This window comes from Photorhabdus machadonis, from assembly GCF_052657765.1.
The window spans coordinates 5,209,581-5,235,518 of the sequence record NZ_CP199761.1; the positions used below are offsets into that span (position 1 = coordinate 5,209,581).

The 25,938-nt window shown below is 46.0% G+C and carries 31 protein-coding genes and 2 pseudogenes; 11 read left to right on the top strand and 22 right to left on the bottom strand.

Annotated elements, in window-relative coordinates; genetic code table 11:
- Window positions 1-126 precede the first annotated feature (126 nt).
- From ACUN2T_RS25115 to ACUN2T_RS25195, 17 genes are all read right to left on the bottom strand, one after another.
- On the bottom strand, window positions 127-573 hold the full coding sequence (locus ACUN2T_RS25115) for a tail fiber assembly protein (protein WP_445495568.1): 447 nt from the start codon (window positions 571-573) through the stop codon (window positions 127-129).
- Entirely contained in the window at window positions 574-2,097 is a 1,524-nt protein-coding gene (locus ACUN2T_RS25120) for a phage tail protein (RefSeq protein WP_445495569.1), read from the bottom strand.
- On the bottom strand, window positions 2,094-2,702 hold the full coding sequence (locus ACUN2T_RS25125; protein WP_149616308.1) for a phage tail protein I: 609 nt from the start codon (window positions 2,700-2,702) through the stop codon (window positions 2,094-2,096). The genes ACUN2T_RS25120 and ACUN2T_RS25125 overlap by 4 nt, the downstream gene beginning before the upstream one ends.
- Window positions 2,695-3,603: a baseplate J/gp47 family protein gene (locus ACUN2T_RS25130; RefSeq protein ID WP_445495570.1), complete on the bottom strand. Its 909-nt coding sequence runs from the start codon at window positions 3,601-3,603 to the stop codon at window positions 2,695-2,697. The genes ACUN2T_RS25125 and ACUN2T_RS25130 overlap by 8 nt, the downstream gene beginning before the upstream one ends.
- 2 nt (window positions 3,604-3,605) lie before the next feature.
- Complete coding sequence (locus tag ACUN2T_RS25135; RefSeq protein ID WP_036773187.1) at window positions 3,606-3,947, bottom strand: GPW/gp25 family protein; 342 nt, start codon at window positions 3,945-3,947, stop codon at window positions 3,606-3,608.
- Complete coding sequence (locus tag ACUN2T_RS25140) at window positions 3,944-4,582, bottom strand: phage baseplate assembly protein V (RefSeq protein WP_445495571.1); 639 nt, start codon at window positions 4,580-4,582, stop codon at window positions 3,944-3,946. Before ACUN2T_RS25140 ends, ACUN2T_RS25135 begins: the two co-directional genes overlap by 4 nt.
- A gap of 37 nt (window positions 4,583-4,619) precedes the next feature.
- Window positions 4,620-5,285 carry a phage virion morphogenesis protein gene (locus tag ACUN2T_RS25145; RefSeq protein ID WP_445495572.1) on the bottom strand — a complete coding sequence of 222 codons (666 nt, stop codon included), beginning with the start codon at window positions 5,283-5,285 and terminating at the stop codon, window positions 4,620-4,622.
- A 1-nt stretch (window position 5,286) separates the two neighbouring features.
- On the bottom strand, window positions 5,287-5,703 hold the full coding sequence (locus ACUN2T_RS25150; protein WP_445495573.1) for a phage tail protein: 417 nt from the start codon (window positions 5,701-5,703) through the stop codon (window positions 5,287-5,289).
- A complete protein-coding gene (gene lysC, locus ACUN2T_RS25155) occupies window positions 5,690-5,872 on the bottom strand; it encodes an Rz1-like lysis system protein LysC (RefSeq protein ID WP_445495574.1) in 183 nt (60 codons plus the stop codon). The genes ACUN2T_RS25150 and lysC overlap by 14 nt, the downstream gene beginning before the upstream one ends.
- Window positions 5,844-6,224 carry a hypothetical protein gene (locus ACUN2T_RS25160; RefSeq protein ID WP_445495575.1) on the bottom strand — a complete coding sequence of 127 codons (381 nt, stop codon included), beginning with the start codon at window positions 6,222-6,224 and terminating at the stop codon, window positions 5,844-5,846. Before ACUN2T_RS25160 ends, lysC begins: the two co-directional genes overlap by 29 nt.
- A complete protein-coding gene (locus ACUN2T_RS25165; RefSeq protein ID WP_110085764.1) occupies window positions 6,221-6,616 on the bottom strand; it encodes a structural protein in 396 nt (131 codons plus the stop codon). The genes ACUN2T_RS25160 and ACUN2T_RS25165 overlap by 4 nt, the downstream gene beginning before the upstream one ends.
- Window positions 6,609-6,932, bottom strand: coding sequence for a phage holin, lambda family (locus ACUN2T_RS25170; protein ID WP_113049722.1), 324 nt, complete (start codon window positions 6,930-6,932; stop codon window positions 6,609-6,611). The genes ACUN2T_RS25165 and ACUN2T_RS25170 overlap by 8 nt, the downstream gene beginning before the upstream one ends.
- Before the next feature lie 3 nt (window positions 6,933-6,935).
- Window positions 6,936-7,139 carry a tail protein X gene (locus ACUN2T_RS25175; RefSeq protein WP_323835372.1) on the bottom strand — a complete coding sequence of 68 codons (204 nt, stop codon included), beginning with the start codon at window positions 7,137-7,139 and terminating at the stop codon, window positions 6,936-6,938.
- Window positions 7,139-7,603, bottom strand: coding sequence for a head completion/stabilization protein (locus ACUN2T_RS25180; protein ID WP_110085761.1), 465 nt, complete (start codon window positions 7,601-7,603; stop codon window positions 7,139-7,141). Before ACUN2T_RS25180 ends, ACUN2T_RS25175 begins: the two co-directional genes overlap by 1 nt.
- Before the next feature lie 82 nt (window positions 7,604-7,685).
- Window positions 7,686-8,351 (bottom strand): phage terminase small subunit, encoded by a 666-nt coding sequence (gpM, locus tag ACUN2T_RS25185; RefSeq protein WP_445495577.1) that lies wholly within the window; start codon window positions 8,349-8,351, stop codon window positions 7,686-7,688.
- The gene (locus tag ACUN2T_RS25190) at window positions 8,351-9,454 is read right to left on the bottom strand and encodes a phage major capsid protein, P2 family (protein WP_113049718.1); all 1,104 of its coding nucleotides are present in this window, start codon (window positions 9,452-9,454) and stop codon (window positions 8,351-8,353) included. The genes gpM and ACUN2T_RS25190 overlap by 1 nt, the downstream gene beginning before the upstream one ends.
- A 12-nt stretch (window positions 9,455-9,466) precedes the next feature.
- Window positions 9,467-10,303 carry a GPO family capsid scaffolding protein gene (locus tag ACUN2T_RS25195; protein WP_445497980.1) on the bottom strand — a complete coding sequence of 279 codons (837 nt, stop codon included), beginning with the start codon at window positions 10,301-10,303 and terminating at the stop codon, window positions 9,467-9,469.
- A gap of 142 nt (window positions 10,304-10,445) precedes the next feature.
- Here ACUN2T_RS25195 and ACUN2T_RS25200 point away from each other — a divergent pair, with 142 nt between their 5' ends.
- Together ACUN2T_RS25200 and ACUN2T_RS25205 are read left to right on the top strand one after the other, a co-directional pair.
- Window positions 10,446-12,203, top strand: coding sequence for a terminase ATPase subunit family protein (locus ACUN2T_RS25200; protein ID WP_445495578.1), 1,758 nt, complete (start codon window positions 10,446-10,448; stop codon window positions 12,201-12,203).
- Window positions 12,203-13,087, top strand: a complete 885-nt coding sequence (locus ACUN2T_RS25205) for a phage portal protein (RefSeq protein ID WP_445495579.1) — start codon at window positions 12,203-12,205, stop codon at window positions 13,085-13,087. Before ACUN2T_RS25200 ends, ACUN2T_RS25205 begins: the two co-directional genes overlap by 1 nt.
- Before the next feature lie 7 nt (window positions 13,088-13,094).
- On the opposite strand, the gene ACUN2T_RS25210 is transcribed toward ACUN2T_RS25205, so the two are convergent.
- The 4 genes and pseudogenes from ACUN2T_RS25210 to ACUN2T_RS25225 form a co-directional block, all read right to left on the bottom strand.
- Window positions 13,095-13,400, bottom strand: coding sequence for a helix-turn-helix domain-containing protein (locus ACUN2T_RS25210; RefSeq protein WP_051691050.1), 306 nt, complete (start codon window positions 13,398-13,400; stop codon window positions 13,095-13,097).
- 14 nt (window positions 13,401-13,414) lie between these two features.
- Window positions 13,415-13,744: a type II toxin-antitoxin system RelE/ParE family toxin gene (locus tag ACUN2T_RS25215; protein ID WP_445495560.1), complete on the bottom strand. Its 330-nt coding sequence runs from the start codon at window positions 13,742-13,744 to the stop codon at window positions 13,415-13,417.
- Window positions 13,745-14,144: 400 nt separating this feature from the next.
- A pseudogene (locus ACUN2T_RS25220) lies at window positions 14,145-15,233 on the bottom strand (DNA cytosine methyltransferase); the annotation flags it as partial.
- 2 nt (window positions 15,234-15,235) lie between these two features.
- A complete protein-coding gene (locus tag ACUN2T_RS25225; protein ID WP_445495561.1) occupies window positions 15,236-15,463 on the bottom strand; it encodes a hypothetical protein in 228 nt (75 codons plus the stop codon).
- Between the two features lie 55 nt (window positions 15,464-15,518).
- Between ACUN2T_RS25225 and ACUN2T_RS25230 the strand changes: the two are divergent.
- A pseudogene (locus ACUN2T_RS25230) lies at window positions 15,519-16,061 on the top strand (tyrosine-type recombinase/integrase); the annotation flags it as partial.
- A 238-nt stretch (window positions 16,062-16,299) separates the two neighbouring features.
- Here the strand turns inward: ACUN2T_RS25230 and cpxP are convergent.
- Window positions 16,300-16,791, bottom strand: a complete 492-nt coding sequence (gene cpxP / locus ACUN2T_RS25235; RefSeq protein WP_445495580.1) for a cell-envelope stress modulator CpxP — start codon at window positions 16,789-16,791, stop codon at window positions 16,300-16,302.
- A 158-nt stretch (window positions 16,792-16,949) separates the two neighbouring features.
- Between cpxP and cpxR the strand changes: the two genes are divergently transcribed.
- From cpxR to ACUN2T_RS25275, 8 genes are all read left to right on the top strand, one after another.
- Window positions 16,950-17,645 carry an envelope stress response regulator transcription factor CpxR gene (gene cpxR, locus ACUN2T_RS25240; RefSeq protein WP_445495581.1) on the top strand — a complete coding sequence of 232 codons (696 nt, stop codon included), beginning with the start codon at window positions 16,950-16,952 and terminating at the stop codon, window positions 17,643-17,645.
- Window positions 17,642-19,012, top strand: a complete 1,371-nt coding sequence (gene cpxA, locus ACUN2T_RS25245; protein WP_445495582.1) for an envelope stress sensor histidine kinase CpxA — start codon at window positions 17,642-17,644, stop codon at window positions 19,010-19,012. Before cpxR ends, cpxA begins: the two co-directional genes overlap by 4 nt.
- Window positions 19,013-19,428: 416 nt before the next feature.
- Entirely contained in the window at window positions 19,429-20,739 is a 1,311-nt protein-coding gene (locus tag ACUN2T_RS25250) for a nucleotide sugar dehydrogenase (RefSeq protein WP_445495583.1), read from the top strand.
- 13 nt (window positions 20,740-20,752) lie between these two features.
- The gene (locus tag ACUN2T_RS25255) at window positions 20,753-21,802 is read left to right on the top strand and encodes a Gfo/Idh/MocA family protein (RefSeq protein WP_445495584.1); all 1,050 of its coding nucleotides are present in this window, start codon (window positions 20,753-20,755) and stop codon (window positions 21,800-21,802) included.
- Window positions 21,803-21,820: 18 nt separating this feature from the next.
- A complete protein-coding gene (locus ACUN2T_RS25260) occupies window positions 21,821-22,411 on the top strand; it encodes an acyltransferase (RefSeq protein WP_445495585.1) in 591 nt (196 codons plus the stop codon).
- 13 nt (window positions 22,412-22,424) lie between these two features.
- Window positions 22,425-23,495 carry a DegT/DnrJ/EryC1/StrS family aminotransferase gene (locus ACUN2T_RS25265; protein WP_445495586.1) on the top strand — a complete coding sequence of 357 codons (1,071 nt, stop codon included), beginning with the start codon at window positions 22,425-22,427 and terminating at the stop codon, window positions 23,493-23,495.
- A gap of 5 nt (window positions 23,496-23,500) precedes the next feature.
- Complete coding sequence (locus ACUN2T_RS25270) at window positions 23,501-24,730, top strand: lipopolysaccharide biosynthesis protein (RefSeq protein ID WP_445495587.1); 1,230 nt, start codon at window positions 23,501-23,503, stop codon at window positions 24,728-24,730.
- Complete coding sequence (locus ACUN2T_RS25275) at window positions 24,727-25,833, top strand: D-glucuronyl C5-epimerase family protein (RefSeq protein ID WP_445495588.1); 1,107 nt, start codon at window positions 24,727-24,729, stop codon at window positions 25,831-25,833. The genes ACUN2T_RS25270 and ACUN2T_RS25275 overlap by 4 nt, the downstream gene beginning before the upstream one ends.
- Window positions 25,834-25,938 lie beyond the last annotated feature (105 nt).

A 25,938-nucleotide genomic window follows, 5' to 3' on the forward strand; every position in this document is an offset into this window, starting at 1 on the left:
TGAAACTTAAAATAGAAGAAGTTGCATAAATAGAGATGAGAAATAGGGTAGATACCTCACAGACTCCCGATATCAAATAGTCAGAGCCGCTCAAATAAGAACTAAACTACTGCGGCTCTGATTCCATTATTCTGAGGGGTTTTCAGGCCAATGAATATCTGGTACTAAATTAACATCAACGCGGTTCAGTAATACCCGATATTTTTTCAAAGCGGCTAACAGCGATTTTTCCTCATCACTCGCCATCCCCAAATCTACCGCATCTTGTAACGGGGCTATCTGTTTACCTACCGTGAGCATAATTTGCTGTTTCTTATGTTCTGCTTGTTGCTGCTGTTCCTGCCTAAGTTGTACCTTGCCACTTTCTGATATTGTCCACTTTTCACCATCATATTTATGATAAACGGACGGAGCACGTTCAATGAGTACTGGATAACCCTCTTTATTACTGACAATTGATAAACCGCGCGATTGCCCGGCGAGTAATTCATTGTGTTTTTCTGCTGTTATTTCAACGCATTCTTTATAAGCTTCATTATAAAAAGCGCCTTCTTTTCTGGAGAAATAAACCATTTATACCCCCCAAAATAATATATGTACAACTCTGTCTGGATTCTCATTATTGTTAGGAGTGCCAGCTTGATACTCAAATGTCGATAGTGTTGCATTACGTACTAATGTGTGACCCGTTGATGTATTGATACTCGACATACTAGCAATATAGCCAAAAAACTTATTTTTAAAAGAAATTGGATAATTGACTTTTACCCATGATTGTTGACTGGATGTAACTTTAACCCATTGAATAATTATCCCCGTATCCCCACATTGCCACCAACCATTTTCAGATTTTATCGCTGCATTTTGTAATGCAAGAGTACCACTTCGCTCAGGTATTAATATATTGTAACGCCGCTGATTGCTCGGATCGTTAGAATAAATATGAAACCACTTTCCTTCTGAGCCGTTAATTCCTACCACATACCCATCTTTCGATTTGAAACGCAATTCAGGAAAGGGCGTTTTGCTATCAATCAGTAAACTACCAACGGTGGCGCTTTTATCGCTAGAAATACGCAAGAAAGTATTATCATTCTCTGCTCGCGTATATGCTCCCACATCTCCAGCACTCAAACTTAGATCCCCTGTCAACGCCTTACCGTTGATTTTCCGGTTGCTCGGTACTGCTCCTTTAGCCAACACTACCGTTTCCAACAAATTGAGATTTTTCACAAAAACATTTTTGTCAGGAATGTCAGCGCCATTCTCTTTCCTGGACAATCGACTATTTGCATTATCATTAGCATCGGTCGCATTCTGGTTTGCCGTGTTTGCCAGTATGTTGACTTCATTCACACGAGAATCAATTTCCCCTTTGGTATACGCCCCAATATCCCCCGCATTCAGTGAAATATCAGAGGAAAGCGCCTTCCCGTTCACCTTACGATTAGTAGGCACACGGCCATTAGCGTTATTGTCCGCGACATTTGCCAAGTCATACGCCGCCTTAACCGCCTTCGGGGTTGCCGCGTGGATTTCGCTACTACTGTCTACCGCACTACTCAAAACAACGACACCTTTATCTTTTAGCGTAGCGTCAGGGTGGTTAGGGTTCTTCACATGAGTTTGAATCGACTCGTCCACATATTCCCGCGTTGCCAGCACCACGGAGGGATCAACTTTCAATGTTACTGTGTCAGTGCTGCTGACAATCAAGACCATACGAATAGTCTGTGTACGCCCTGAGCCTTCCTGTAACTGCGGTTTGTAAGTCTCCGCGCAATTTCCGACTGCAATCAGCACGCCGTCTTTATCAAACAGGCCAATTTCCCGTATCCACCAACCACCCTCGTTTTCGGGGATTACCTGCTCGGCAATAATCTGGTTAGTATTCTTGGGATCAACATTTAGCTCATTAATCGCCGCACGACGGCGTTCGTTAACCAGTTTAGTCTGTGCAGTATCTGGTGTCGGCAAGCTTCCGCCACCATCACCAACAGCCATATGGGTGATTTCACTCTTGGTACCCAACGCGGCGGCATTTGCCAGCTTATCCGCGCCCAATTGAGTTAACAGGGCAAAATATTTGGTCCTCATGACTCAATCCTCACATCATCAATAATATGCACTCCAACCCCTACTACATCAGAGCCAATGGCGGTAATTAATTCCGAGATATAGGGGTAAACGGTTAATACATCACCGCTGTAACTGGCGACAGCGCAATAATTTTCGCCACTGGTCTCCAACTGAATAGACATACCGACCAAATGCCGTGAAGCGGGTTTGGCATCAAAAATCAACCGTTCTAGTTCTTGATAGGTGGTCTCGGTGATCCCCGTTTCCATGACGCCAATATCCAACCGGAAAGTACCGGGGACATCATTGGTTTGCCACCATTCGAGAACACGGATGAGATAACCGAATGGTTCCACTATTCGCCGGATTGCGCCAATGGTTCCCTTATGTTTATGAACAAACATCGACGCCTTAATTGACTCGCGTTTAGTATTCTCCGGCCAGTCCATATCCCAGCGGTCAACCGACCACGCCCACGCCAGATAGGGGAGCAACTTCACTGGACACCGCTCAGGACTCCACAAGTCACGCAGGGGAACCGGCACATTTGACAGACTGGCGAGGGCTTCAGCGGCGGCCACTTCCAGCAGTGATGATCCAACAGGTAACAAACGGTTATTCATCCGCTCCCCCAATCACTACCTGCGCACGTGTGCAAAAACTCGCTTGAGTTTTATCCAGAATCTCATCCTGAGCCGGAGCTTTCAGGTGAACACGCTGAACACCGGGCATATGCAAGACAGCAAAAATGGCACTACGCACGATATCGCGGCCAATCCGGTGTTGCTCGGCAGTGTAACGCGCCAGCCGTTCACGCACAGCCTGCAATATCGGCTCATATTCCGGGGTTGGGTACAGGTACAGCACGGCATCAATTTGATAATCGACAATCTCCGCAGACTGTACAGTCAGACGATCCGCCACGGGGCGAACGTTTTCATCATTCAGAGCAGTATTCACGACCGCAATCAATTCATCACTGGCCGCGCCGTTCCCCTCACGTGACAAAATACTGACTGTGACACAGGCAGGCGCTGGGCTGATCACCGATGCATCGGCAACCCGTCCGTCAGCACTGCACGCATGGTATTCATAGGATGCCACAGGGCCGGCGACGCTTAACCCCTCGAACGCTTGCGGAATGCGTACCCGAAAATCAGCGTCAGATTCCAGCACCGCAGAGATAGGCGGTATGGCATGATTGTTAGCGGGCCGTAATACCAAACGCCGCACATTGTTATTCATCCCCAGTTGGTCTAAGTCGCTGCCTGTGGCATACGCCACCATCGCCGCCCGCGCTGCCTCATTGACGCGTTGGCGCAAGAGCAACTCACGGTAAGCATTTTCCTGTAACAACTTAGTAATAGGTTCAGACTCCAGCGTTAAAGTACGGGTGATTGCTTCACGCTGTTCTGGCGGATACAGTGAAATCAGTTTTTCTTTTCGCTCGGCCAGCAGAGTTTCGAAATCCAGCAGTTCGACAACCTCCGGCGTCGGTAACTGGCTAAGGTCGATGGTCGGCATGGTCACCCCACAGGCACAGAAAAAACAACCGGGACATTGGATAGCTGATATTGTCCGCTGATATCAACAATCATATGTCCGGCTTCACCCTGATTGATAGTGATAGCGGTCAGGGTAATGCGGGGTTCCCATCGCTGGATGGCGGTATAGCACGCAGCCATAATTTGCAGACGTAAAGCAGGATTTTGGGGCGCATCAATCAGTTCGGATAACAACGAACCATATTGGCGGCGAGTAATACGGCTACCCATCGGCGTTAGCAAGATATCGCTGACTGACTGGCGAACATGGGCAATATCGCTGATAGCCTCACCCGTCTGTCGATTCATACCAAGGTACATCATGATATGGGAACTCCCGATGTACTGTCACCGGAGCGCACACCGTTGTGTCGGTGCGAATCCACCACAACCCCGTTAGAACTGAATTCACCCCCTACATGAACGATATTGCCACGCATAGTGCCGCCTTTTTGCACTTCCAGACTGCCCGTAGTCAGATGGTGAGTGCAAATGACGGTGGGTGTATCCAATGTGATCTGATTGTCGGCCATACAAGTGATTTCTGGTGCAGTAACATGCACGGAAGCCGACGCGGTAATCGTGGCGGTCTTAATACCTGTGACAGTTAAGGCGCTGATCTGTGGTTCGTATTCCATCACAGCACCATCAGGAAAAGCGATACACACCGCTTCTGGTGATGCCGAAGGGGCTGGAAACTCATCAGAAAAAATCGCAGGCAGTATAAAGGCCGTGGTCAAGTCACCACCAAGGGATAACAATAAAACCTGCTCATCAACACTGGGTACCCACCATGTTCGGGAACTTCCCGCTCTGGATGTCAACCAATGCAACCAGTCAGTTTCAAGATTGCCTGTCATAACCCGGCACATTCCCCGTGTAGTATCTACCTGGGTAATAACACCGATTCGGATCAGGTTGCGCAATCGGCGCAACAGTTCAGTTAATTGTGTGTTCATGCAGACAACAATGTCACCCCAAACCCTCACCTGCACGTCATAGGGTTTGTGTACTGACTGGCACACATCCGTGGGTGAGATGGGAAAGTATCTGGTCTTCGATATGTTGAATATCACTCTGTGTCAGTCCCAAAAGTCGCCGCGATGGATATTTGACTTCAATGTTTTTCCCTTTCATGCGCTCCTTTAACCCGAACTGATGCACACGAGCAACCGCAGTGACTTTCGATGCGAAAAAGATAACGGCTTCCCGATCACTGGCGGACAAACGTAAGTAACGCGCGGTAGCCAGTTTCTTAAACATGCGGGTCTTTTTATTGGATTTTCGGGTACTGATCCGGTCGGTTTTGACGTCCAGAAAACGTTGGATATCGCGTTTGTAAAAAGTACGCTGACTTTTACGCTCAGCATCATAGCCAGTAATCATTTCACCCTTCTTGCCCTCTCGGATTTGCCCATTTTTCAAGGTGCGAGGTTCACCACGCCAGATGAATTTTATACCATGCTGTACAGTGCGGGTTTGTGCCTTGCGTTGGGTAAAGCGGCTGCCGTCAGGGTTACGCTGGGATCGGATACGCTGTATTTGGCTCTGTCGCAAGTCCCGCGCAATATCACGGGCCAGTTGCTTTCGACTGGCGGGAGAAAGTTGATTCAACAGGGCGGTTAGTGCGGTATCCAAAGGCTGCAATGCGTCACTGTTCATCTCACCACCTGTCAAACGGGTTTTCAGGCTCAGAAATGGCGCTCACCGTGCTGACTGGCCCTTGCTGGGTGACCAGTATACGCTCGGTCAGTTTCAGGTCGATACTGATATCAGCGGTGTCATCATTGAGAATATTCACGTCAAAGGTAAAGCCGCTGCGGCGATTGTCAGGATGAGCGAAAATATCTGGCTGGTGCTCGCGTATCCAGTGCCCGATAACCGCCATGAGCACATTCTGATCATCGGGATAGGCTTCAATAATCAGGTTTAGCGTGTATTCATATTCGTAAGACAAGGAGAGCGCCATTGTCGCCAGCACGGCACCATCTTCAACAAACAAATGCAGGTATTCAGGGTTGTCGCACAAGTAGGGGATCTTTTCTGTCAGGACCTTTCGCAAGGCGTTAGGCTTCTTCATGTGTCACCTGTCTAGTCTGTTCTATTTGTCGAATGGCCTGTTTATCCAGATTGCACTGTTCAATAACCGCCAGTAACTGTGCATTCAGCAACAAGCTATCACCCCATGCCATTGAGTCGGCTATGACCGGGGGCAGACAGTCAGCGAGCAAATGCATCGGAATCGGCATCAACGGTACCTGAACGTATTCGGTTCGCGTGCTGCTGCAACCGGATAACAGCCCTATCAGGAGCAGCACGACGGGCGCAATCATTCCCGACAACAGCGGAATTGATAGCCGCCTGAATTTGTGCGGAATCCAGGGCGGATCGCTTCCGATTTTCGTTATTAACCCGTGAGATATCATTGATTATCCTGATGGTCTGGAATGCGTTATCGGTAATGGTTTGCTGTTGCTCATACCGCTGGTTCAGCGTTTGGTATTCATCGCTTTTTTGCTGATACTCACCGTAATAGAACCAGAGCAGGCCAGACACTGCCACCAGCGTACTCAAGGTGAGTATGTGCAGATTAAACCTCATAACAGCGCAAACGCCCGTTTAATGATCGTATCAGCATACGGTTGCTGTCCGTTTTCCATTTGAATGATGGCGCAAACCAATCGGGTCATGATCACCGGATTATCAACATCAATCACCGCATTACAGGGAATACCAACCGCCCGGCTCATATATGCAATGTAATTTTCGGTATCATTTTCATTCGGGGGTGCCCAACGAGAAATTATCTGCCGGATACTGTTCAATCCGTATTTTCGTTCATAATTGCGGATAATCTTGATAATGGCCCGTATGCCGTATTCTGGTGATACAAATTGACAAAATGACGGGTCTGTTTGTGTGTCGTGTAATCCCAGCCATTTATCGCCGTGGCGGATATTGCCCGGATTATGGTTGCGAACACCTCTAGTCATGTGATTTGTCTCCCAAACGTTTATTGATTGCGCGAAGGGCAAATTCACGCAGTTTTTCAACACCAATAAAACCAATGGTGCCTCCCAAAGCCGGTGAAACACTGCCGGGAATGCCAAACAGTTCCAGCCCGCTGGAAACACCCCACGACAACGCGCCACATAGCAACGGTTCAACCCAGCGTTTTTTTCGCGCTACACCGTCATAAATCAGGCGACCATAACAGATCAGTACAGCCAGTAAGGAGCCGGATATCTGCGGCCATGAATTTCTCAGGCCATTCAATAAATCGGCCCATAAATCCGGTTGTTTGTCCATTTTCTAATCCCATAATTGAATGATAGGCGTTACAGCAGCAGGCATTATTTCAGGCAGTTCAATCTCGGTACCCTGCGGCAAGATGGCCCCAACATCGGCCAAACCGGGATTGGCTGCTAATACCCGTTCGGTGACTCCCTGTGTTCGTCCATAGTGGCGCCAGCATAAGGAATCCACGGTGTCATACTGTTGTGCCCTTACCCGCATTAGATCAGCGCCACAATGACATGATCCCGCCCCTGTATCCGGCGCATCGCCCATTGCGCATCCCGCCACAGGTCGTCAATGGTGATTTCCATTGCCTCAGCCTTTTTACTGCCGGTCTGAGTCGTGTCGATATCGCGGTAACGCTCGATCAGATTCGCCTTAGTCAGGCAAAACACCGCTCGACGATAGAGATAAACCAACTCACTCTCGCCATTGAGAGTGCCGGCGGGAATATCGGCCAGTGATGAGTATCCCTCATCAATATGGCTCAGCCGCCAATGGTTCAGCTCGCGATTAACCTCAACAATGGCGTTGGAAATTGCTTGATGTAATCTCGGCGCGGTGACCGTACCATCTGTGCGCATCTCGTCACGGTAACGACTGATCTCAATAGCAGGAAAAAACGGGGCACTGGTCATGGTGGCCTGTTTATCCGTTGCGGGTGCGGTTGAAATAAAATCCATATTGCCCCCTAAATAGGTGGGCGGTGAACAGGGCGTTGAGACTTCGCCACCCCGTGCCGCCCCGGCGCGTTGGCACGTTCGGTTATGTGTTGTCGTGTTTCTGACTGCGGAGCGCTCTGGCAAGTTGCTCTAAGTCTTTTTTCACGCCAACATGATTGTTCAGTTCTAAAGCCCTGCTCAGCGAACAATAGGCAGGCTGCGGCTGATTGTTATCCCGCTGGCTGTAACCGAGCCATTTATATAACTCCGCCCTCACCTTATCGGGCATATCCTGATCGTGGGTGAGATTGGCCGCCCGTTCCAGCGTGGCAAGAGGCACCGGAGATTTAGCGGTATAGCAACGCTGGGCTGCTTCGGCGATCTCTTCTGTAACGGCACAGCCCGTTGTCCGCTCATGATTTTCAGGCATAGCAAGTCGGTGCTGTAACGCATACTCGGCGATATCCAGCGCACCATCATAATCACCGGCATCAATGCGCCACAGCAGGACATACATCAGTACATCATCTTGATGACCTATGCCCCCCTGTAATACCCCAGTAATCCACGGCGCATATTTAGGCAAGATCTGCCTTTTGTGCTGCGCTTTGCGCTCCATAGACTGGATTTTTTTAAGGTGACGGCGGTCTTGCTCCAGCATCAGCAGCATCTGGTTATAACCGCCGTGATTTTGCAGCGCGGGGCTACTCAGTTGAGCGGCCTCGGTCGCCTGTAATCGCATTCGGTGACGCTGCCACGGGCTAGCCATTATGGTTCCTCAGTGTCGGCATTGTGCTCAGGTACGGCATTATCTGGCTGCAATGACGCTGCTTTTTTGCTGGCTGCCAACATCTCGATATTTTCAATCAGGGCCACACTGCGATAGTCTTCAACGACATACGCCTCATTGACTGATTCGTAGTTTTCAATGCGATCACGTTTGGGGTTATCCAGCACAGAACGTCGGCGGGTGCCTTCCTGATAATAGATAGACAGATTATCCAGACGGCTAATTAGCAAGGCTTTGGGCGGGAAATACGGTACACGCACTGCGGGCAAATTACCGATACGTTTCTGGCTGATAATCACATCTGCCGCCATTTTTTCGGTGTTGGGCTGCGACTGATTGACCAACGGGAAATATTTATCAGCCAGCAGTTCACGGCCACAGATGACCACCAGTTCCGTATCATCCTGATATTCTGGGTCGATAGCATTGTTGACGGTATCTATCACTAATGCGTCAAGATTATTAAAATCTCCCCCATCTCCTACACGGATGGTTTCAGATATAACCTTACCGGCTTCGTTAGTGATATTGCTCATAACATGATCCGGTGCATCCTGTCGGATTTTTTCCAGCCAGCCGATATTTACATCCTGCAATAGTGGATATTGAACGCGGTTTGAAGTTTTGGCGCGTTTAACCCCATTCCAGCCGATCATAATGCGGTCCAATGCCTGACGACGGATAATGGCGTTACGGATACGTAACTGGAAATCTTGAAATTTCGCCCACAAGTCAAGTTTTTTGTAAGGAATGCTGGTATCAAAGTTGGTTTGTTCGCATTTATACTCAATAGCGTTGAGTCGGGTCGGATCGGAAGTTTCTCGCTCCTTACTGTCGGTGTCTGTCGTCCCTGCAATAGTCGAACCGACACCTAGCCCAATCGCTTCGCCCGACTGCTCGCTGACGGGAACCATGTTAATTTTTTGCAGAAAATCGGCACTTTGCTGGATTTCATCTTCCAACGTCTGGGCAACGGATGGATTGACTTCTACCTTGCCTGTAAATGCCGTCGCGTCCACACCGTAAATTTCACCCAGACGCATCAGAAAGGCGTTAAATTTAAATCGAGTTTCGTTCTTCATGGGGTTGTTCCATTAACAGTTGGTCAGATGTTTACTGACTGGCGTGTCGGCGTTCGGCGATCCCAGCGAAACCGGTCGGTGTGTTTTCTGGCTGTCTTGCTGACTCAACTGAGTTTTTAAGTCACTAAGCTGGGTTTCAAGTTCGGTCTGCTTCTGTTTGATAGCAGTTATTTTGCCTATTTGTTGAGAAAGTGTGTTTACGGTTTCCACCGTGGCCTGCTGCTCTTGGGCACACAGTTCGACGGCCCGATGGATATCGGTAAAACGAGTATCATCACTCTGCTGCTTTTTCTGGAAGAACGTCTGTACACAGGAAAAGAGAGAGATTTTTTCGGTTTCCTCTGACAAATCAATAAATTCGAGCAAAGTTTCTTCCGCAGCAGTAAAAACATTGTTCGGGTGCTGCTTGCGTGAATTCAGCGGGTTATTGGTCGCATTAGCGCTAAACTGCAACATTTCAGTGCCAAGGCTCGCCGGACTGTCAGTAACGGCCAATCCCACCAGATACGCCCCGCCGAAGTCAGCAAAATCCAGGTTGATTTCGGCGGAGGTGTAAACCTTTTGACGCTTACGGTTCATTTCCACCAGATCATCGGTGGGTAAAAGTATCCCATACAGCCCCAGCTTGCCCGCCAGCGCACCGTCCTTGATTTCTTCGGTAAAAACCGATTCCACATCGCCAAAGCGCGGACTCCACGAAAAATTGTAATGTTCCATGTTGATACGCGCACCGTAGGTCTGCGGGTCATAGTTGGCGGCAATCTGTGTCAGCCATTCGCGCTGAACCTTGCGCCCGTCTGTGGTTGCACCTTCCACACAGATTCGAAAGGGTTTGGATTTCTTCGGCATTGTAAGCCCCAATTATCAATGAATCAGTCATGGCCTACTAGTTTGTATCGTCATGTCGAGGAAACAATAAAATGCGGTTGTGTCTGGGCTGGCACACAGGGCAGACACAGAGAAATGACGGACGGGTCTGTAGTCTGGCAGCATGAAAACAACGCCCGATTTTGATCCCCGTAAGCACGCAATGCACCTGTATTTTAACGGGTACCGGATCGCACGGATTGCGGAAATGCTCAACGAGAAAGCATCAACTATCCATAGCTGGAAACGTCGCGACAAATGGGATGAGGTGACCTCGTTTGAACGAATCGAGTTATCTCTTGAAGCACGGTTATGTCAGCTTATCGCCAAGGAGCAAAAAGAAGGCAAGGACTTTAAGGAAATTGACCTGCTGCACCGTCAGTTAGAACGACAAGCGCGGATCAGGAAATACAGCCGCGGCGGTAATGAAGCCGATCTGAACCCCAAAATTGCTAACCGCAACAAAGGTGAGCGCCGGCCACCGGAAAAGAACGTGTTCAGTGAAGAACAAGTCAAAAAGCTGGAAGACATTTTCCGCTCGACCCTGTTCGATTATCAACATGATTGGTATCACGCCGGATTAGCGCATCGTATCCGCAATATCCTGAAATCCCGCCAGATTGGTGCGACATTCTTTTTTGCCCGTGAAGCCCTGATCGATGCGTTGACTACCGGACGCAATCAGATATTTCTCTCTGCCAGTAAAGCACAGGCCCACGTATTCAAGCAGTACATCCTGGAAATGGCGCGGGAAGTGGACGCCGAACTAAAAGGCGATCCGATCACCCTGAATAATGGCGCCACCCTGTATTTTCTCGGTACCAATGCCCGCACCGCGCAAAGCTATCACGGCAATCTCTATCTGGATGAATATTTCTGGATTCCGAAGTTTCAGGAACTGCGTAAGGTAGCATCCGGTATGGCGATGCACAAAAAATGGCACCAGACTTACTTTTCTACACCGTCCAGCTTAACCCACAGCGCGTACCCGTATTGGTCAGGCAAACTGTTTAACCGTGGCCGCGCCAAGGCCAATCGCATTGACATTGATATTAGCCATCAAGCATTAGCCAGCGGCTTACGATGTGCCGATGGTCAGTGGCGGCAGATTGTCACGGTTGAAGATGCCGTCAGAGGCGGCTGTAACCTGTTTGATATTGACCAGTTACGGCTGGAATATAGCCCGGACGAGTACCAGAACCTGCTGATGTGTGAATTTATGGACGATATCGAATCCATTTTCTCACTGCAACTGATGCAGGGTTGCATGGTCGATAGCTGGGAAATCTGGGACGATGTGCAGCCCCTGATGCTACGCCCCTATGGTTATCACCCTGTCTGGATCGGTTATGATCCCGCCAAAGGTGGCGAGAATGGCGACAGTGCCGGCTGTGTCGTAGTCGCTCCACCGCGAGTACCGGGTGGCAAATTCCGCATCCTTGAACGTCATCAGTGGCGTGGCATGAACTTTCGCGCTCAATCTGACACCATCAAACGACTGACGGAACAGTACAACGTCGAATATATCGGCATTGACTCGACCGGCGTCGGGCATGGGGTTTACCAAAACGTCAAAGAATTTTTCCCGTCCGTGCGGGAATTTGTCTATAACCCCGCCGTTAAAAACGCGCTGGTACTTAAGGCATGGGACATTATCAACCATCGTCGGCTGGAGTTTGACGCCGGCCAGACCGACATTGCACAAAGTTTTATGGCGATCCGCCGTTCTACCACCGCCAGCGGCAACCGTCCGACCTATCAAGCCAACCGCAGCGAGGAAGCCAGTCACGCAGATCTGGCATGGGCCACCATGCACGCCCTGTTTAATGAACCGATTACCGGTGACACTCCCCACCATAGAAATATTGTTGAGGTTTACTGATGAGCCGTAAAAACAGAAAACGCAGCCCGGCGGTGAAAACCACGGCCAGCCCATCAATTGAAGCATTCACCTTTGGCGATCCAATCCCCGTCCTTGACCGGCGCGAGGTGTTTGATTACTTGGAATGTGTGCTAGTCGATAATTGGTATGAACCCCCAATCAGTTTTAACGGGCTGGCGCTGTCGTTTCGCTCGGCACCGCACCACAGCAGCGCGGTTTATGTCAAACGCAACATCCTGACCAGTACCTTTATCCCACATCGGCTACTTAGCCGACAGGCATTCGATTCATGGGCGCTGGACTTTATGCTGTTTGGCAATGCTTATCTTGAACAACGCAAGAATCGCCTCGGCCAGCCTTTGAAGCTGCATCATTGCCCAGCCAAGTTCACCCGACGCGGTGAAGACCTGGAAACCTACTGGTTTGTGAAATATGGCTACAACAGCCAGCCGCACCCGTTCCCGACGGGGCAAGTGTTTCATCTGATTGAACCCGATATTAATCAGGAACTTTACGGATTGCCGGAGTATTTAGCCGCGCTACCGTCGGCATTGCTAAATGAATCGGCTACACTTTTTCGCCGCAAGTATTACCTGAACGGTTCCCATGCGGGTTACATCCTGTATATCAGCGATGCCTCACAAAACCTATCCGACATCGACAATATCCGCGATGCGCTGAAAAATTCCAAGGGGCCAGGTAAGTTCCGCAATCTATTTTTATATGCGCCGGGCGGTAAAAAAGACGGTATCCAGACTATTCCACTATCTGAAGCCGCAGCTAAAGACGAATTTTTAAATATCAAGAATGCCAGCCGTGACGACAGATTGGTGCGGGGAATGGGGGGTTATGCCCCCTTATGCGCACCCGCAACAAAAGAATAAAAAACGATCACTTTATTAATGATAAGGATATTTTGATATCGTTAACACCACAGGCACGCGCATAGCGACTGAGTGTATCAATGGATGCCTTAACGATATTTCTTTCTATTTTTGATACAGTCGGTGGTTTGATACCCATTTTTTCAGCAACCTGAGCGCTGGTCAGCCCAGCATGTTTCCGCCATTCAGTCAGCATATTCTGCATCTCAATCGCGAACTCAAGCTCTTTCTCCTCTTCCGCTAACGTGGCTTTAAATCGGGGGTTTTCTTTGGTTCTTTCCTCAATGTAGAGGTCTAAGTCATCACGCATCATATTTCCTCTTAATCTCATGATGGTTCTGTCAGTTCATTTTTTCGCGCAATCGCTATCCTGAGTTCATTCAGGGGAGTGGCATTAGTTTTTTTCACAAAGCATCTTAACAGATAGATTTTCTTCCCTGCGGCATAACAAAAAAAACTTCTGGCTATTCCGTCTTTGGCTTTTGCTCTCAACTCAAACAGCCCTTTATATCCCTCTATCGGTTTTGAATGCGGCTCTCTCAGGCTGGTTGGGTTTTCCCTCAAACGCTTAATTAACGCGACCATGCGCAATTCCAGCGAGTCAGGCAGTGATTTTAATTCTTCCTTAAAAGCATCATGAAACTTAATTTCAAACATTCGACAATCCCCGATTGATGCCTAAATAATAGCCCTTGAGCTAAATTAGCGCAAGAGCTAAGTTAGCCCTTGTGCTAATAATATCTAGCATCGACACATAGCAATAACCCGCTTTGAAAGCGGGTTTAGTGATAATCGCGTGACATGTCACACAATCACAACTGCAATTTTAGTTCATGCCAGCCCGACGTATTCCAACAGGCAGCCTCGCCAAAGAAGCAGTATTCCGTCACCGGATGCGGATCAGCAACGCCAGATATTCAACCACCTCATAGGGATCGTGCCCCGGTCGTTTCAGTGAACAACTTCGATTTAACGAGGTAATTCATCATTTCCTAGAGTGATACTCCGTTGTAACGCATCATTATTTATTCCTCGCTTGCATTAAAATTCGTTTCCCAATCCATGCTATTACAGGCACAGCCATTGAATTTCCGATTGCCCGGTAACGGTGACCATCAGGACAATCAGCTGAAGCCTTGCCATTCCACGGAATTTGGGTGTGATTATCGGGAAAACCTTGCAACCGCTCGCACTCAATAGGCGTTAAACGACGCACGACACCCCGCGTTGCGATCAGGTCAGTGGCGCTTTTATCGTCTCTAGCTCTCAGGGTTGAGGAAATATCATCCGTTCGGTACTCACCAAACGAAAGCAAACGGTATGTTGATATCAGTCCACTGCCACGCTGGGAAAACAGCTCCTGATTGCTCATTCCGATACCGCCGACATTGTGGCTCTGGTTTAATGTCGGATGCGGGTTTAGTCCTGACTCCCAGTGACTGCCGATAACAGTACGGCTTCCAGCATTTCCGGTAACTGTTTCCCTCGCCGTTCTGCGCGGTTCGGAATCCCGGCACATGCTGCCTGGCTCAAAAAGTATTTTTGCGGGACAGATGTCTGTTTTAGCACTTGCGACAACAAACACACGGCGACGTCGCTGGGCCACTCCGAAATATTGAGCGTCCAGCACCCGCCATGCAACAGCTCTTTGTGGTCCAGACACATAACCTGAGTTCGTCCATTTCTTCCTTGACGACTGCAATGGTTCATCTTCTCCGGTAAGTCCCGCAAGAAAACAACCAAAGGCATTATCCTTACTGGATAGAACTCCGGGGACATTTTCCCAGACGATAATTGAAGGCTGTTCTCCGTTTGCTGCTCTGACTGAATCAATGACATTTGCCAACTCCACGAATGATAATGTTAGTTTTCCCCGCTCATCGTCCAACCCATTACGCAGACCCGCAATGCTGAACGCCTGACAGGGTGTACCGCCAACCAGAATATCCGGCGCATCGGCCTGATTTTCGGTAATCATGGCGGGGATTTCAGTCATATCCCCCAGATTTCGGACATAAGGCCAGTGATATTGCAGTACCGCACTGGGGAATTTCTCAATTTCACTGAACCATGCCGGAGACATACCCAGCGGTTCCCATGCCACACTGGCTGCTTCAATACCGGAACAAACCGAACCGAAACGCATATTCACGATAGGTTTTTCCTCATTTCACCAATATTCTTAATCCGCTGCCACAGCACATCACGGCGCTCCTGTTTCTGACATTCCGTTTCTATCGGAATAAAACTGCCATCCGTCCATAACTTGAACGACTGTTCACCTATGTTGATTTTTCCTCCGATGATTAATGACTTCGCCATAGCCCGGCTAAAATCCATGCCGATTGAATCCGCATAATCAATAACTTTTTCCACTAACAGATCACCGCCTCTGGCCGCACTGTCACACCCCGTACAGTTATTGACAGAACTCCAAGGATTAGAACCATTAAGCGAGAAAAATGTTGCTATGACCTATCTCACAACACCAGAGATAGAACTACTGCTTAATTCTCTAAATAAAGAGGAAAAAAAGCTGGCTTTACTTTGCCTTAGCACTGGCGTTCGCTGGGGGGAAGCGGAAAGTCTGGCCGCTCAACAGGTATTAAAAGGCCGTGTAATTTTTCTAAATACCAAAAATGGAGATCAACGCATCGTTCCCATTTCTGACAAATTAGAGAAAGAAATCCGTGGTAAAAAGAAAATGGGCAAGCTGTTCAATGTTGACTACATAAATTTCTGCAAGATCTTACATGTAGTAAAGCCCGACTTACCTAAAGGACAAGCAACTCATGTCCTCAGGCACACTTTTGCCAGCCACTTCATGATGAATGGAGGGAATATAATTGCATTACAACAGATATTAGGGCACGCCAGCATAATCCAAACAATGGTCTATGCACACCTTGCCCCGGACTATCTGCAACATGCCATTACATTAAACCCTCTTAAGGGTGGGATAGACGTAGAATAAAGCTAGAGAGTGTGGCGAGCGTCCACCGAACGTCCACACTCAAAAACTTTCGTATACTTTCTAACCCCTTCATCCTTTTTTATGTTGTTGTTTTACAAAGAAATGCGTTGTAAGTGACTGAAAAAAAAGGCCCTAAAAAGGGCCTGAAAGACAGGGATGGTGTCTATGGCAAGGAAAAATTCACACTTACTACTACTACTTTGCTCTACTACTACTTTGCTGCTATGGGTATTACAAATCAGTTCGGTAACTGAGACATACGCTGCCGATAATGTTGCTCCAATTGCGCTTGTTGCTCAGGCGTCAACAGTTGGTACATCTGATGATGAATACGGACCATTTCTAGCTGACGTTCCACATTACACCTGACCATCTTTTCAACCAGAGCTTTTACTGCCACTTCATCAAAATCCTTCGCAGTGACCAGCTTACGCATCTCTTCACGTTCTGTGCGACTCATGGACATTGACAAACGCTGTTGATGCTTCTGCCCCACCAAATCACGCATTTGCTGACGCTGTTGCTCAGTGAAAGTGATACCATTAAACATATGGTCATTATCACCGATATCATTATTACGGTAATGATGGCCTCCCTCGCTTTTATAACCACAAGGTGCACAATTACCGGGTACCGTAGCAGCGTGCACTATACTTGCTGTTCCAGCTAAAAATGCGGCCGAACCAAGAACAAATATTGACGCTAAAACTAACACTGCTATGTTACGCATTAAACAACTCCTCGTTTCCCCGAACGATGCTATTCGATTCAAATTGTGGACAACTATACCTACACGGCTGCAAACTAGCGTCAGAGCTTGTAAAAGAACGTAAAGTCGTGGAATAGCAAAGTTTGTTATCGTATTTTTGCTCTTGGAGGAAGTAATCAATGCATAAAATCCTATTAGTTGATGATGACCGAGAATTAACATCACTATTAAAAGAATTACTTGAAATGGAAGGATTTAACGTTGTTATTGCTCATGACGGAGAGCAGGCCTTAAAATTCCTTGACGATTCAATTGATCTGCTACTACTCGACATTATGATGCCGCGTAAAAATGGCATTGCAACCCTGAAAGAACTTCGGCTAGACCATCAAACCCCAGTCATAATGCTAACAGCACGTGGAAGCGATTTAGATCGCGTTCTGGGATTGGAATTAGGGGCAGATGACTATCTCGCCAAGCCATTTAACGATCGTGAGTTGGTAGCACGTATACGGGCTATCCTTCGCCGTTCAAACTGGAGTGAACAGCAACAGGCAGAAAATGGCCCTCCCCCCCTTCAGGTTGATAAACTGCAATTAAACCCTGGCCGACAGGAAGCCAGCTTCGCTAATCAAATATTAGATTTAACCGGAACTGAATTCACCTTGCTTTATTTATTGACTCAACACTTAGGCCAGGTTGTTTCCCGCGAACACATGAGCCAGGAAGTACTAGGTAAACGACTGACCCCGTTTGACCGGGCAATTGATATGCATATTTCCAACCTGCGCCGGAAATTACCTGAACGGGAAGATGGCCTGCAATGGTTTAAGACATTACGTGGCCGCGGATATTTAATGGTTTCCGCAACATGATAAACAGCCTAACAGCACGCATCTTCGCCATTTTCTGGTTTACCCTGGCATTAGTCCTGATGTTAGTCTTAATGGTGCCGAAACTGGATTCCAGACAACTCACCTCCCTGTTGGAAAATGAATACCGGCAGGGCGTCATGCTGGAACAACATATTGAAGCAGAATTAGTTCAAGACCCGGCTAATGATTTACTTTGGTGGCACCGTTTATTTCGCGCAATTGAAAAATGGGCACCACCAGGACAGCGCCTGATCCTGGTGACCAGTGAAGGGCGGGTTATTGGCGCCCAGAGAAGCGAAATGCAAGTTGTCCGCAACTTTATCGGACAATCAGATAACGCGGATCATCCGAAAAAGAAAAAATATGGCCGTTCTGAGATGTTAGGGCCATTTTCTATCCGGGATGGGGAAGATCATTACCAACTTTATTTAGTTCGCCCGGCGAACAGCTCGCAATCAGACTTTATTAACCTGATGTTTGACCGGCCACTATTATTATTAACGGCCACCATGTTAATCAGTACACCATTACTATTATGGCTGGCATGGAGTTTAGCTAAACCTGCCCGTAAATTAAAAAATGCCGCCGACGACGTTGCGAAAGGTAATTTACGTCAGCATCCCGAACTGGAAGCGGGGCCACAAGAGTTTCTGGCAGCGGGTAACAGCTTCAACCAAATGATCAGCGTATTGGAGAGAATGGTCACGGCGCAACAACGGCTCATCTCCGACATCTCCCATGAACTGCGCACACCTCTTACCCGTCTGCAACTCGCCACGGCGTTACTTCGCCGCCGTCATGGTGAAAGCAAAGAATTAGAAAGAATCGAGACAGAAGCCCAACGTCTGGACAGCATGATTAACGATCTGTTAGTGCTCTCCCGCAGCCAGCATAAAAATGAACTCCTGCGGGAAAATACTAAAATAACCGATTTATGGAACGATATTCTTGAGAACGCTATATTCGAAGCTGAACAAATGGATAAAATCCTTGAAGCAACCTTACCACCGGGTTCCTGGACCATTTACTGCAACCCATTAGCGCTTGGCAGTGCTTTTGAAAATATCGTGCGTAATGCCTTACGTTACTCCCACCACCATATTGCGGTCGCATTCCATGCTGATCATCAAGGGATCACCATTACCGTTGATGATGACGGCCCAGGAGTCAACCCGGAAGACCGCGAACACATATTCCGTCCTTTCTACCGTACAGACGAAGCCCGCGACCGGGAATCCGGCGGCACAGGCCTTGGTCTGGCGATTGTTGAAACCGCCGTTAGCCAGCACCGCGGCTGGGTACGTGCTGACAACAGCCCATTAGGCGGCTTACGTCTGGTCATCTGGCTACCGCTTCATGGGCGATAATACAAATATCAAGATCAACTAACCTTATTCTATCAATTCATCAAACAAGTATTCTGTCAGGCTTGACCCGGAAGGGCTGACAGTTTACTCTTTTCAACAATCATTAAAAAACCTTATCTTTTGTTGTTTTTTGTTGCGACAAGCGACAAAGAAAAGTATTGAAAAATCAAAACATTAAATGAACCTATAACATTATATGGATTTCTGGGAACCAATAACCTAGTGCGGTAGCTTTATTATTATTTCACTATTTATTATTTCAACAATAGACCTTACACAAACTATTTAAAAATAGCCTGTTAAAGTTTCATCTGCCAAATAAAACTTATGAAAATAAATAGCACCCTAATTAAACATTTCGAAATGTTATTTATTTTCACAAGTACATTTTCAGGTCATAATATTAAAGGCAAAATATGTCATCACTAAACATTCTCACCGATAAATTTGATAATAAAACAGCCATCATTGCCATTGTTGGTCTTGGTTATGTTGGCTTACCACTAATGCTGAGATATAACGATATTGGCTTTAAAGTTATTGGGTTTGATATTGATAAAGAAAAAACAGATAAATTAAATCAGGGCCAAAGTTATATCGAACATATTCCCGCAGCCAAAATTAACCAAGCCCTCCATTCCGGTTTCGAAGCCACAACAGATTTCGCCAAAATAGCCGAATGTGATGCAATTATTCTTTGCGTCCCCACCCCATTAAATAAATACCGTGAACCCGATATCAGTTTCGTAATTAACACCACGGAGATGATAAAACCCCATTTAAGAGCCGGACAACTCCTTTCCTTAGAAAGTACCACTTATCCCGGCACCACCGAAGAAGAGTTATTACCCCGGGTGGAAGAAAACGGGTTAACAGTGGGTGAAAACTTCTTCCTGGTCTATTCACCCGAACGCGAAGATCCCGGTAATCCTGATTTCGAAACCCGCACCATCCCGAAAGTCATTGGCGGCCATACGGCGAACTGCTTAAAAGCCGGGATGGCCGTTTACCAACCTGCAATTGACCGGGTGGTTCCCGTCAGCTCAACCAAAGCAGCCGAAATGACTAAACTGCTTGAGAACATACACCGGGCGGTCAACATTGGTTTAGTCAACGAAATGAAACTGGTCGCCGACAAAATGGGCATTGATATCCACGAAGTTATCAGGGCTGCGGCAACCAAACCCTTCGGCTTTGTCCCCTATTACCCCGGCCCGGGATTAGGTGGTCACTGCATCCCGATTGATCCCTTCTATTTAACCTGGAAAGCCAGAGAATACGGTATCAATACCCGCTTTATTGAACTCTCCGGTGAAGTCAACTCATCCATGCCCGATTATGTTGTCACCAAAACGGTCTTAGCCCTGAATAAAGTGAATAAATCCATTAATAATAGCCGTATCTTAGTCTTGGGGATCGCCTATAAAAAGAATGTTGACGACATGCGAGAAAGTCCCTCAGTCCATATCATGGAAAAACTCAGGGATTTAGGTGCCAACGTGGAATATTCCGACCCTCACGTCCCGATATTCCCTAAAATGCGTGAACACCATTTTAATTTAATCAGCCAGCCGGTAACTGAAAAGAGTTTAAAAGAATTTGACTGCGTTATTTTAGCCACCGATCACGACAAATTTAATTATGAATTCATCATCAATAACGCAAAATTAGTCGTTGATACCCGCGGTAAATATTCTCCAAATCACCAAAACGTCATAAAAGCTTAATCCAGGAAAAACCATGCTTAACATAATTAAAGACAGAAAAATAAAATTCGCTTTAGTGGGTTGTGGAAGAATTGCTAAAAATCATTTTAATGCTCTGGAAGCACATCAGGAACACGCTGAATTAGTGGCAATCTGTGATAACGACCAAGCGGTATTAACAGCGACGATAGAAAAAACCGGCGTCCCGGGTTTTAACAACCTCAATACCCTGCTGGATAATATCACCGCCGATATCATCATCCTGACCACCCCTTCCGGGCTGCATCCCGAGCAAGCTATTACCTGCTTTAATAAAGGCTTTCATGTCGTCACCGAAAAACCGATGGCGACACGACTGGCCGAAGGCGAAAACATGGTCAAAGCCGCCGATAAAGCCGGAAAACATCTCTTTGTCGTCAAACAGAATCGCTTAAACGCGACATTACAATTACTGAAACGGGCCGTCAGTGAAAAACGGTTTGGCAAAATCCATCTGGTTCACCTCAATGTTTTCTGGACCCGTCCGCAAGCATATTACGATCAAGCCGCCTGGCGGGGCACATGGGAATTTGATGGCGGGGCCTTCATGAATCAGGCCAGCCACTATGTTGACTTAATTGAATGGCTGATCGGCCCGGTAAAAGATGTGCAGGCCATGACATCGACACACCTGGATATCGAGACAGAAGATACCGGCGTACTGAATATCCGCTGGCGAGACGGGACCTTAGGCTCGATGGCTGTCACTATGTGCACTTACCCGCAGAACCTTGAAGGCTCTATCACCATTCTGGGTGAAAAAGGCACGGTCCGGGTGGGGGGTTTGGCCGTCAATGAAATTCAGGAATGGCATTTTTCCGACGAAAAAGAGTATGACCAGCAAGTCAAAGCAACCAGCTATGAAACCACCTCAGTTTATGGGTTTGGTCACCCGCTGTATTACAAAAATGTCATTGATGTGATGAGAGGGGAAGCCCAACCCATCACAGATGGTCGGGAAGGCTTAAAATCATTAGAGTTGCTTATCGCTGCCTATCTCTCAGCCCGAGATAATAAAACCATTTCTTTACCTTTAACGTATTAAATCAAGGGAAAAGGCATCATGTCAGCAGAACACCTAATGATACATCCCAGTGCCATCGTTGATGAAGGGGCCCAAATTGGGAAAAACAGCCGCATTTGGCATTTTACGCATGTCTGTTCCGGTGCCCAAATTGGCGAAAGCTGCTCTTTAGGCCAAAATGTCTTTATTGGCAATCAGGTCACCATCGGCAATCGCTGCAAAATACAAAATAACGTCTCTGTTTATGACAACGTTCATTTAGAAGAGGGCGTATTTTGTGGCCCAAGCATGGTGTTTACCAATGTCTATAATCCACGCTCATTGATTGAAAGAAAAAGTGAATATAAAACCACCCGGGTGAAAACAGGTGCCACGTTAGGCGCCAACTGTACCATTATTTGTGGTACCACCATTGGTGCCTATGCCTTTATTGGTGCCGGCGCGGTCGTCAATAAAGATGTGCCGGATTATGCCCTGATGGCCGGCGTGCCGGCCAAACAGATTGGCTGGATGAGTGAATTTGGTGAACAATTAGATTTACCCCTGCATGGACAAGCCATAACAACCTGCCCGCACACGCAGCATATTTATCAACTCAACCATCATACCGTGACCCGAATTAAAGTATAAAAGGTAAAGAAGAATGCAATTCACCGATCTCGCGGCACAGCAACGCAGAATTAAAGATAAAATTGACGCGAATATCCAGAAAGTCCTCACCCACGGCAAATATATTTTAGGGCCCGAAGTAGCAGAATTAGAAGAAAAGCTGATGACCTACACGGGAGCCAAATATTGCATTACCTGTGCGAACGGCACCGATGCCCTGCAAATTGCCTTAATGGCGATTGGCCTCAAACCCGGCGACGAAGTTATCACCCCCGGGTTTACCTACATTGCCACCGCGGAAACCGTTGCGCTGCTGGGTGGCATTCCGGTCTATGTTGACGTCAAGCCCACAACCTATAACTTAGATCCGGCCCTGCTGGAAGCCGCTATTACACCGAAAACCAAAGCGATCATTCCGGTTTCTTTATTCGGCCAGTGTGCCGATTTTGACGAAATTAATGCCATCGCCGAAAAACATAACCTGACCGTAATAGAAGACGCAGCCCAAAGTTTTGGCGCAACTTATAAAGGGCAGCGTTCCTGCAACTTAACGACGATCTCGTGCACCAGTTTCTTCCCCAGCAAACCCTTAGGTTGCTACGGTGATGGCGGGGCTATTTTCACCAACGATGAAACGCTGGCAAAAATTATTCGTCAAATTGCCCGCCATGGTCAAGACAGACGATACCATCATATCCGAATCGGCATTAACAGCCGCTTAGACACACTACAAGCCGCCATCCTGCTGCCCAAACTGGATATCTTTGAGGAAGAAATGGCAATGCGTCAGATTGTGGCAGAAAACTATCATCAAGCACTGAATAAAATCGGCATCATGACCACGCCATATATTGAACCCCACAATCTCTCTGCCTATGCACAATATACTATCCGGGTTAAAAACCGCGATGCATTACAACGCAGATTAAAAGAACAAGGCATTCCAACCGCCGTGCATTACCCCATTCCCTTGAATAAACAACCCGCAGTGGTCAGCAATATTGTTCTGCCTGTCGGTGACAAAATAGCGCAAGAAGTGATGAGTTTACCTATGCATCCTTATTTATCCATAGATTTAATTAGCAAAATTTCCAGCGCGATTTAAACTCTATGAATAATAAGTTTATAAAAAATTTATCTGGCTTATTACTTTCGTCATTATTAAGCCAGATATTATTACTGCTATCAGTACCTGTACTGACAAGACTATTCTCACCCGAAGAATTAGGAATTTATGCTTCACTTTCATCTATTCTAAGTATTTTGGCCGTAGGTGCTTGCCTCCGTTATGAATTTTCAATAAGTGCATCAGAAAAAGAACGTGAAATCAATTCATTAGTCACATTATCTTGTATAATTTCAATCATCATTAGTTTTATAGCAATCACTATTTTTGCAATATTCAGTATCTCAGAAAAAATAATTATAGGAAATCACATATACTATATACCTCTAGGTATTATTACTTACGGGTTTTATAGAGCAATGAGCTTCAACAGCATAAGAAAAAGACAATACCGCGAGTTCTCTATCACTAAAATAGCTCAAACGGTCACCATGATAAGTATTCAAATAGTTGGGGGAATAGCCAGTTTGGGCGCAAGCAGCCTTATCTTAGGGCAGATATTAGGCCAATCCTTAGGTGTCCTATTTTTGCGTAAAAAATCTCAATATCGCCTGATAATAAGGAAAAACGAGTTTAGAAAAATAAGACTTCTTGCTAAGAAATATTACAAATTTCCAGTTTATGATTTCCCGGCTAGCTTAATTAACACTGTCAGTAATGAACTACCTCAATTGTTTATAATGTCTGCCTACGGACTGAAACCTGCTGGATTTTATTTAATCGCATCTAAAATATCAGGTGCACCCATTACACTGCTAAACCAAACAGTTTCATCTATATTACAAGGATATTTAAAAGGTACGCCTGCATCATCTTTCTTAAAAATCAAAAAAACATTCTATTACCTGGGACTAATTTCTCTTTTATTTGCCATAGTAACATACTTGATTGGAATACCAACCATAACATTTGTTTTCGGTGAAGAATGGCATGAATCAGGTAAATATCTATTATGCTTAATACCCCATTTATCTGGGCAAATAATATATTCATCCTTATCAGTATATTTATCCATTTATGAACACCAGAAGAGCAATTTATTTATCCAATCAACATCTATTATATTAAGATTTATAGCCCTTCTCGTCGGATATTTATTAGGAGATATTTACCTCACCATTTTATTATTTTCACTCACAAGTTTCAGCCTTTATCTAATGAGTACAGCTTATATCTTAAAATTATCTTTTATGCGGAAGAGAAGGTTAGAATGAAAAAAACAAAAAATATAATGAAAATAATCCCATATATAATTATCGTAATAATCGTTAGTTATACATTCAATAAATATGCTTATGAGCTAGATGAATTCAACAGCAGTGTTAGAAACTTAGTCATGAAAGGGAAATTTACCCAACGTGAATTTAATAGCAATGGTTTTCCATTATCACATTCACCACGCATCCCTAAACCATTTCTATCCCCGTTTTATGTCGTTCACTATGGAATCATATACTCTTCCTTAAGCTTAGAGAAAGACAATGCCAATATATTATGGAGAACGGATTCATCCTTACCCGGATGGAATGTCCCCCCCCCTACATTCAATAAAGAGGAATTAATTTATAATTTTAAATTCTCAGCCGACTGGTTATTGAACAATATCAAGTTATTCCATGGTGAGAATCATTACTTATATGATTTTGATTGGCCATATAAAGGATATGAAAATAATAAACTCTCTGCTCCCTGGTGGTCTGGATTAACAGATGCGTATGCAATTATTCTCTTATTAAGAGCTTATGACTATTTTGATGATGATAAATATCTATTAACGGCCCGCTTACTATACAAATCATCGCTAGCTCCGGCCAATCAAGGAGGTAGCCTGACAATTTTAGATAACATGCCCTGGATTGAAGAATATGTTGATCCTAAAGCAAGTTCAAAAAAATTAGCCTTTGTATTAAATGGCATGATTTACTCTACTTATGGTATTGAATCCTTCGAAAATTATCTCAATATAGATAAAAGTAAAAGAACATCCGAAAGCCTATATAAGTCAATCAGTAGCAATATATTTAAGTTCGACATAGAAAATGAATGGTCCAGCTATGATTTAGTGGGTAATCCAGCGAATATGAAATATCATAGAATACATACCCTTCTTCTAAAAGATCTTATAGATAGAAATCAAGATTTTAAAAACAAAGAAATAATAAACTTATATAATAACTGGAATAGATCCGTCTCTAATATCGGGTATTATTACATAAAGCATGGGCCTATTAGTTGGGCATACTATCAATTTATCACTATGTACTTACTATCTATATTAGTATTATCAATCATTTATTTTTTTATTAGAAAAAAATGAAAAATAAAATTAAAATAATACTAAAAATATTCCTTTACCAGGTAATTATATATCTAACCTCTGTACTTATATTAGACACGTTCCACGAGGTAAGAGGCTATAATA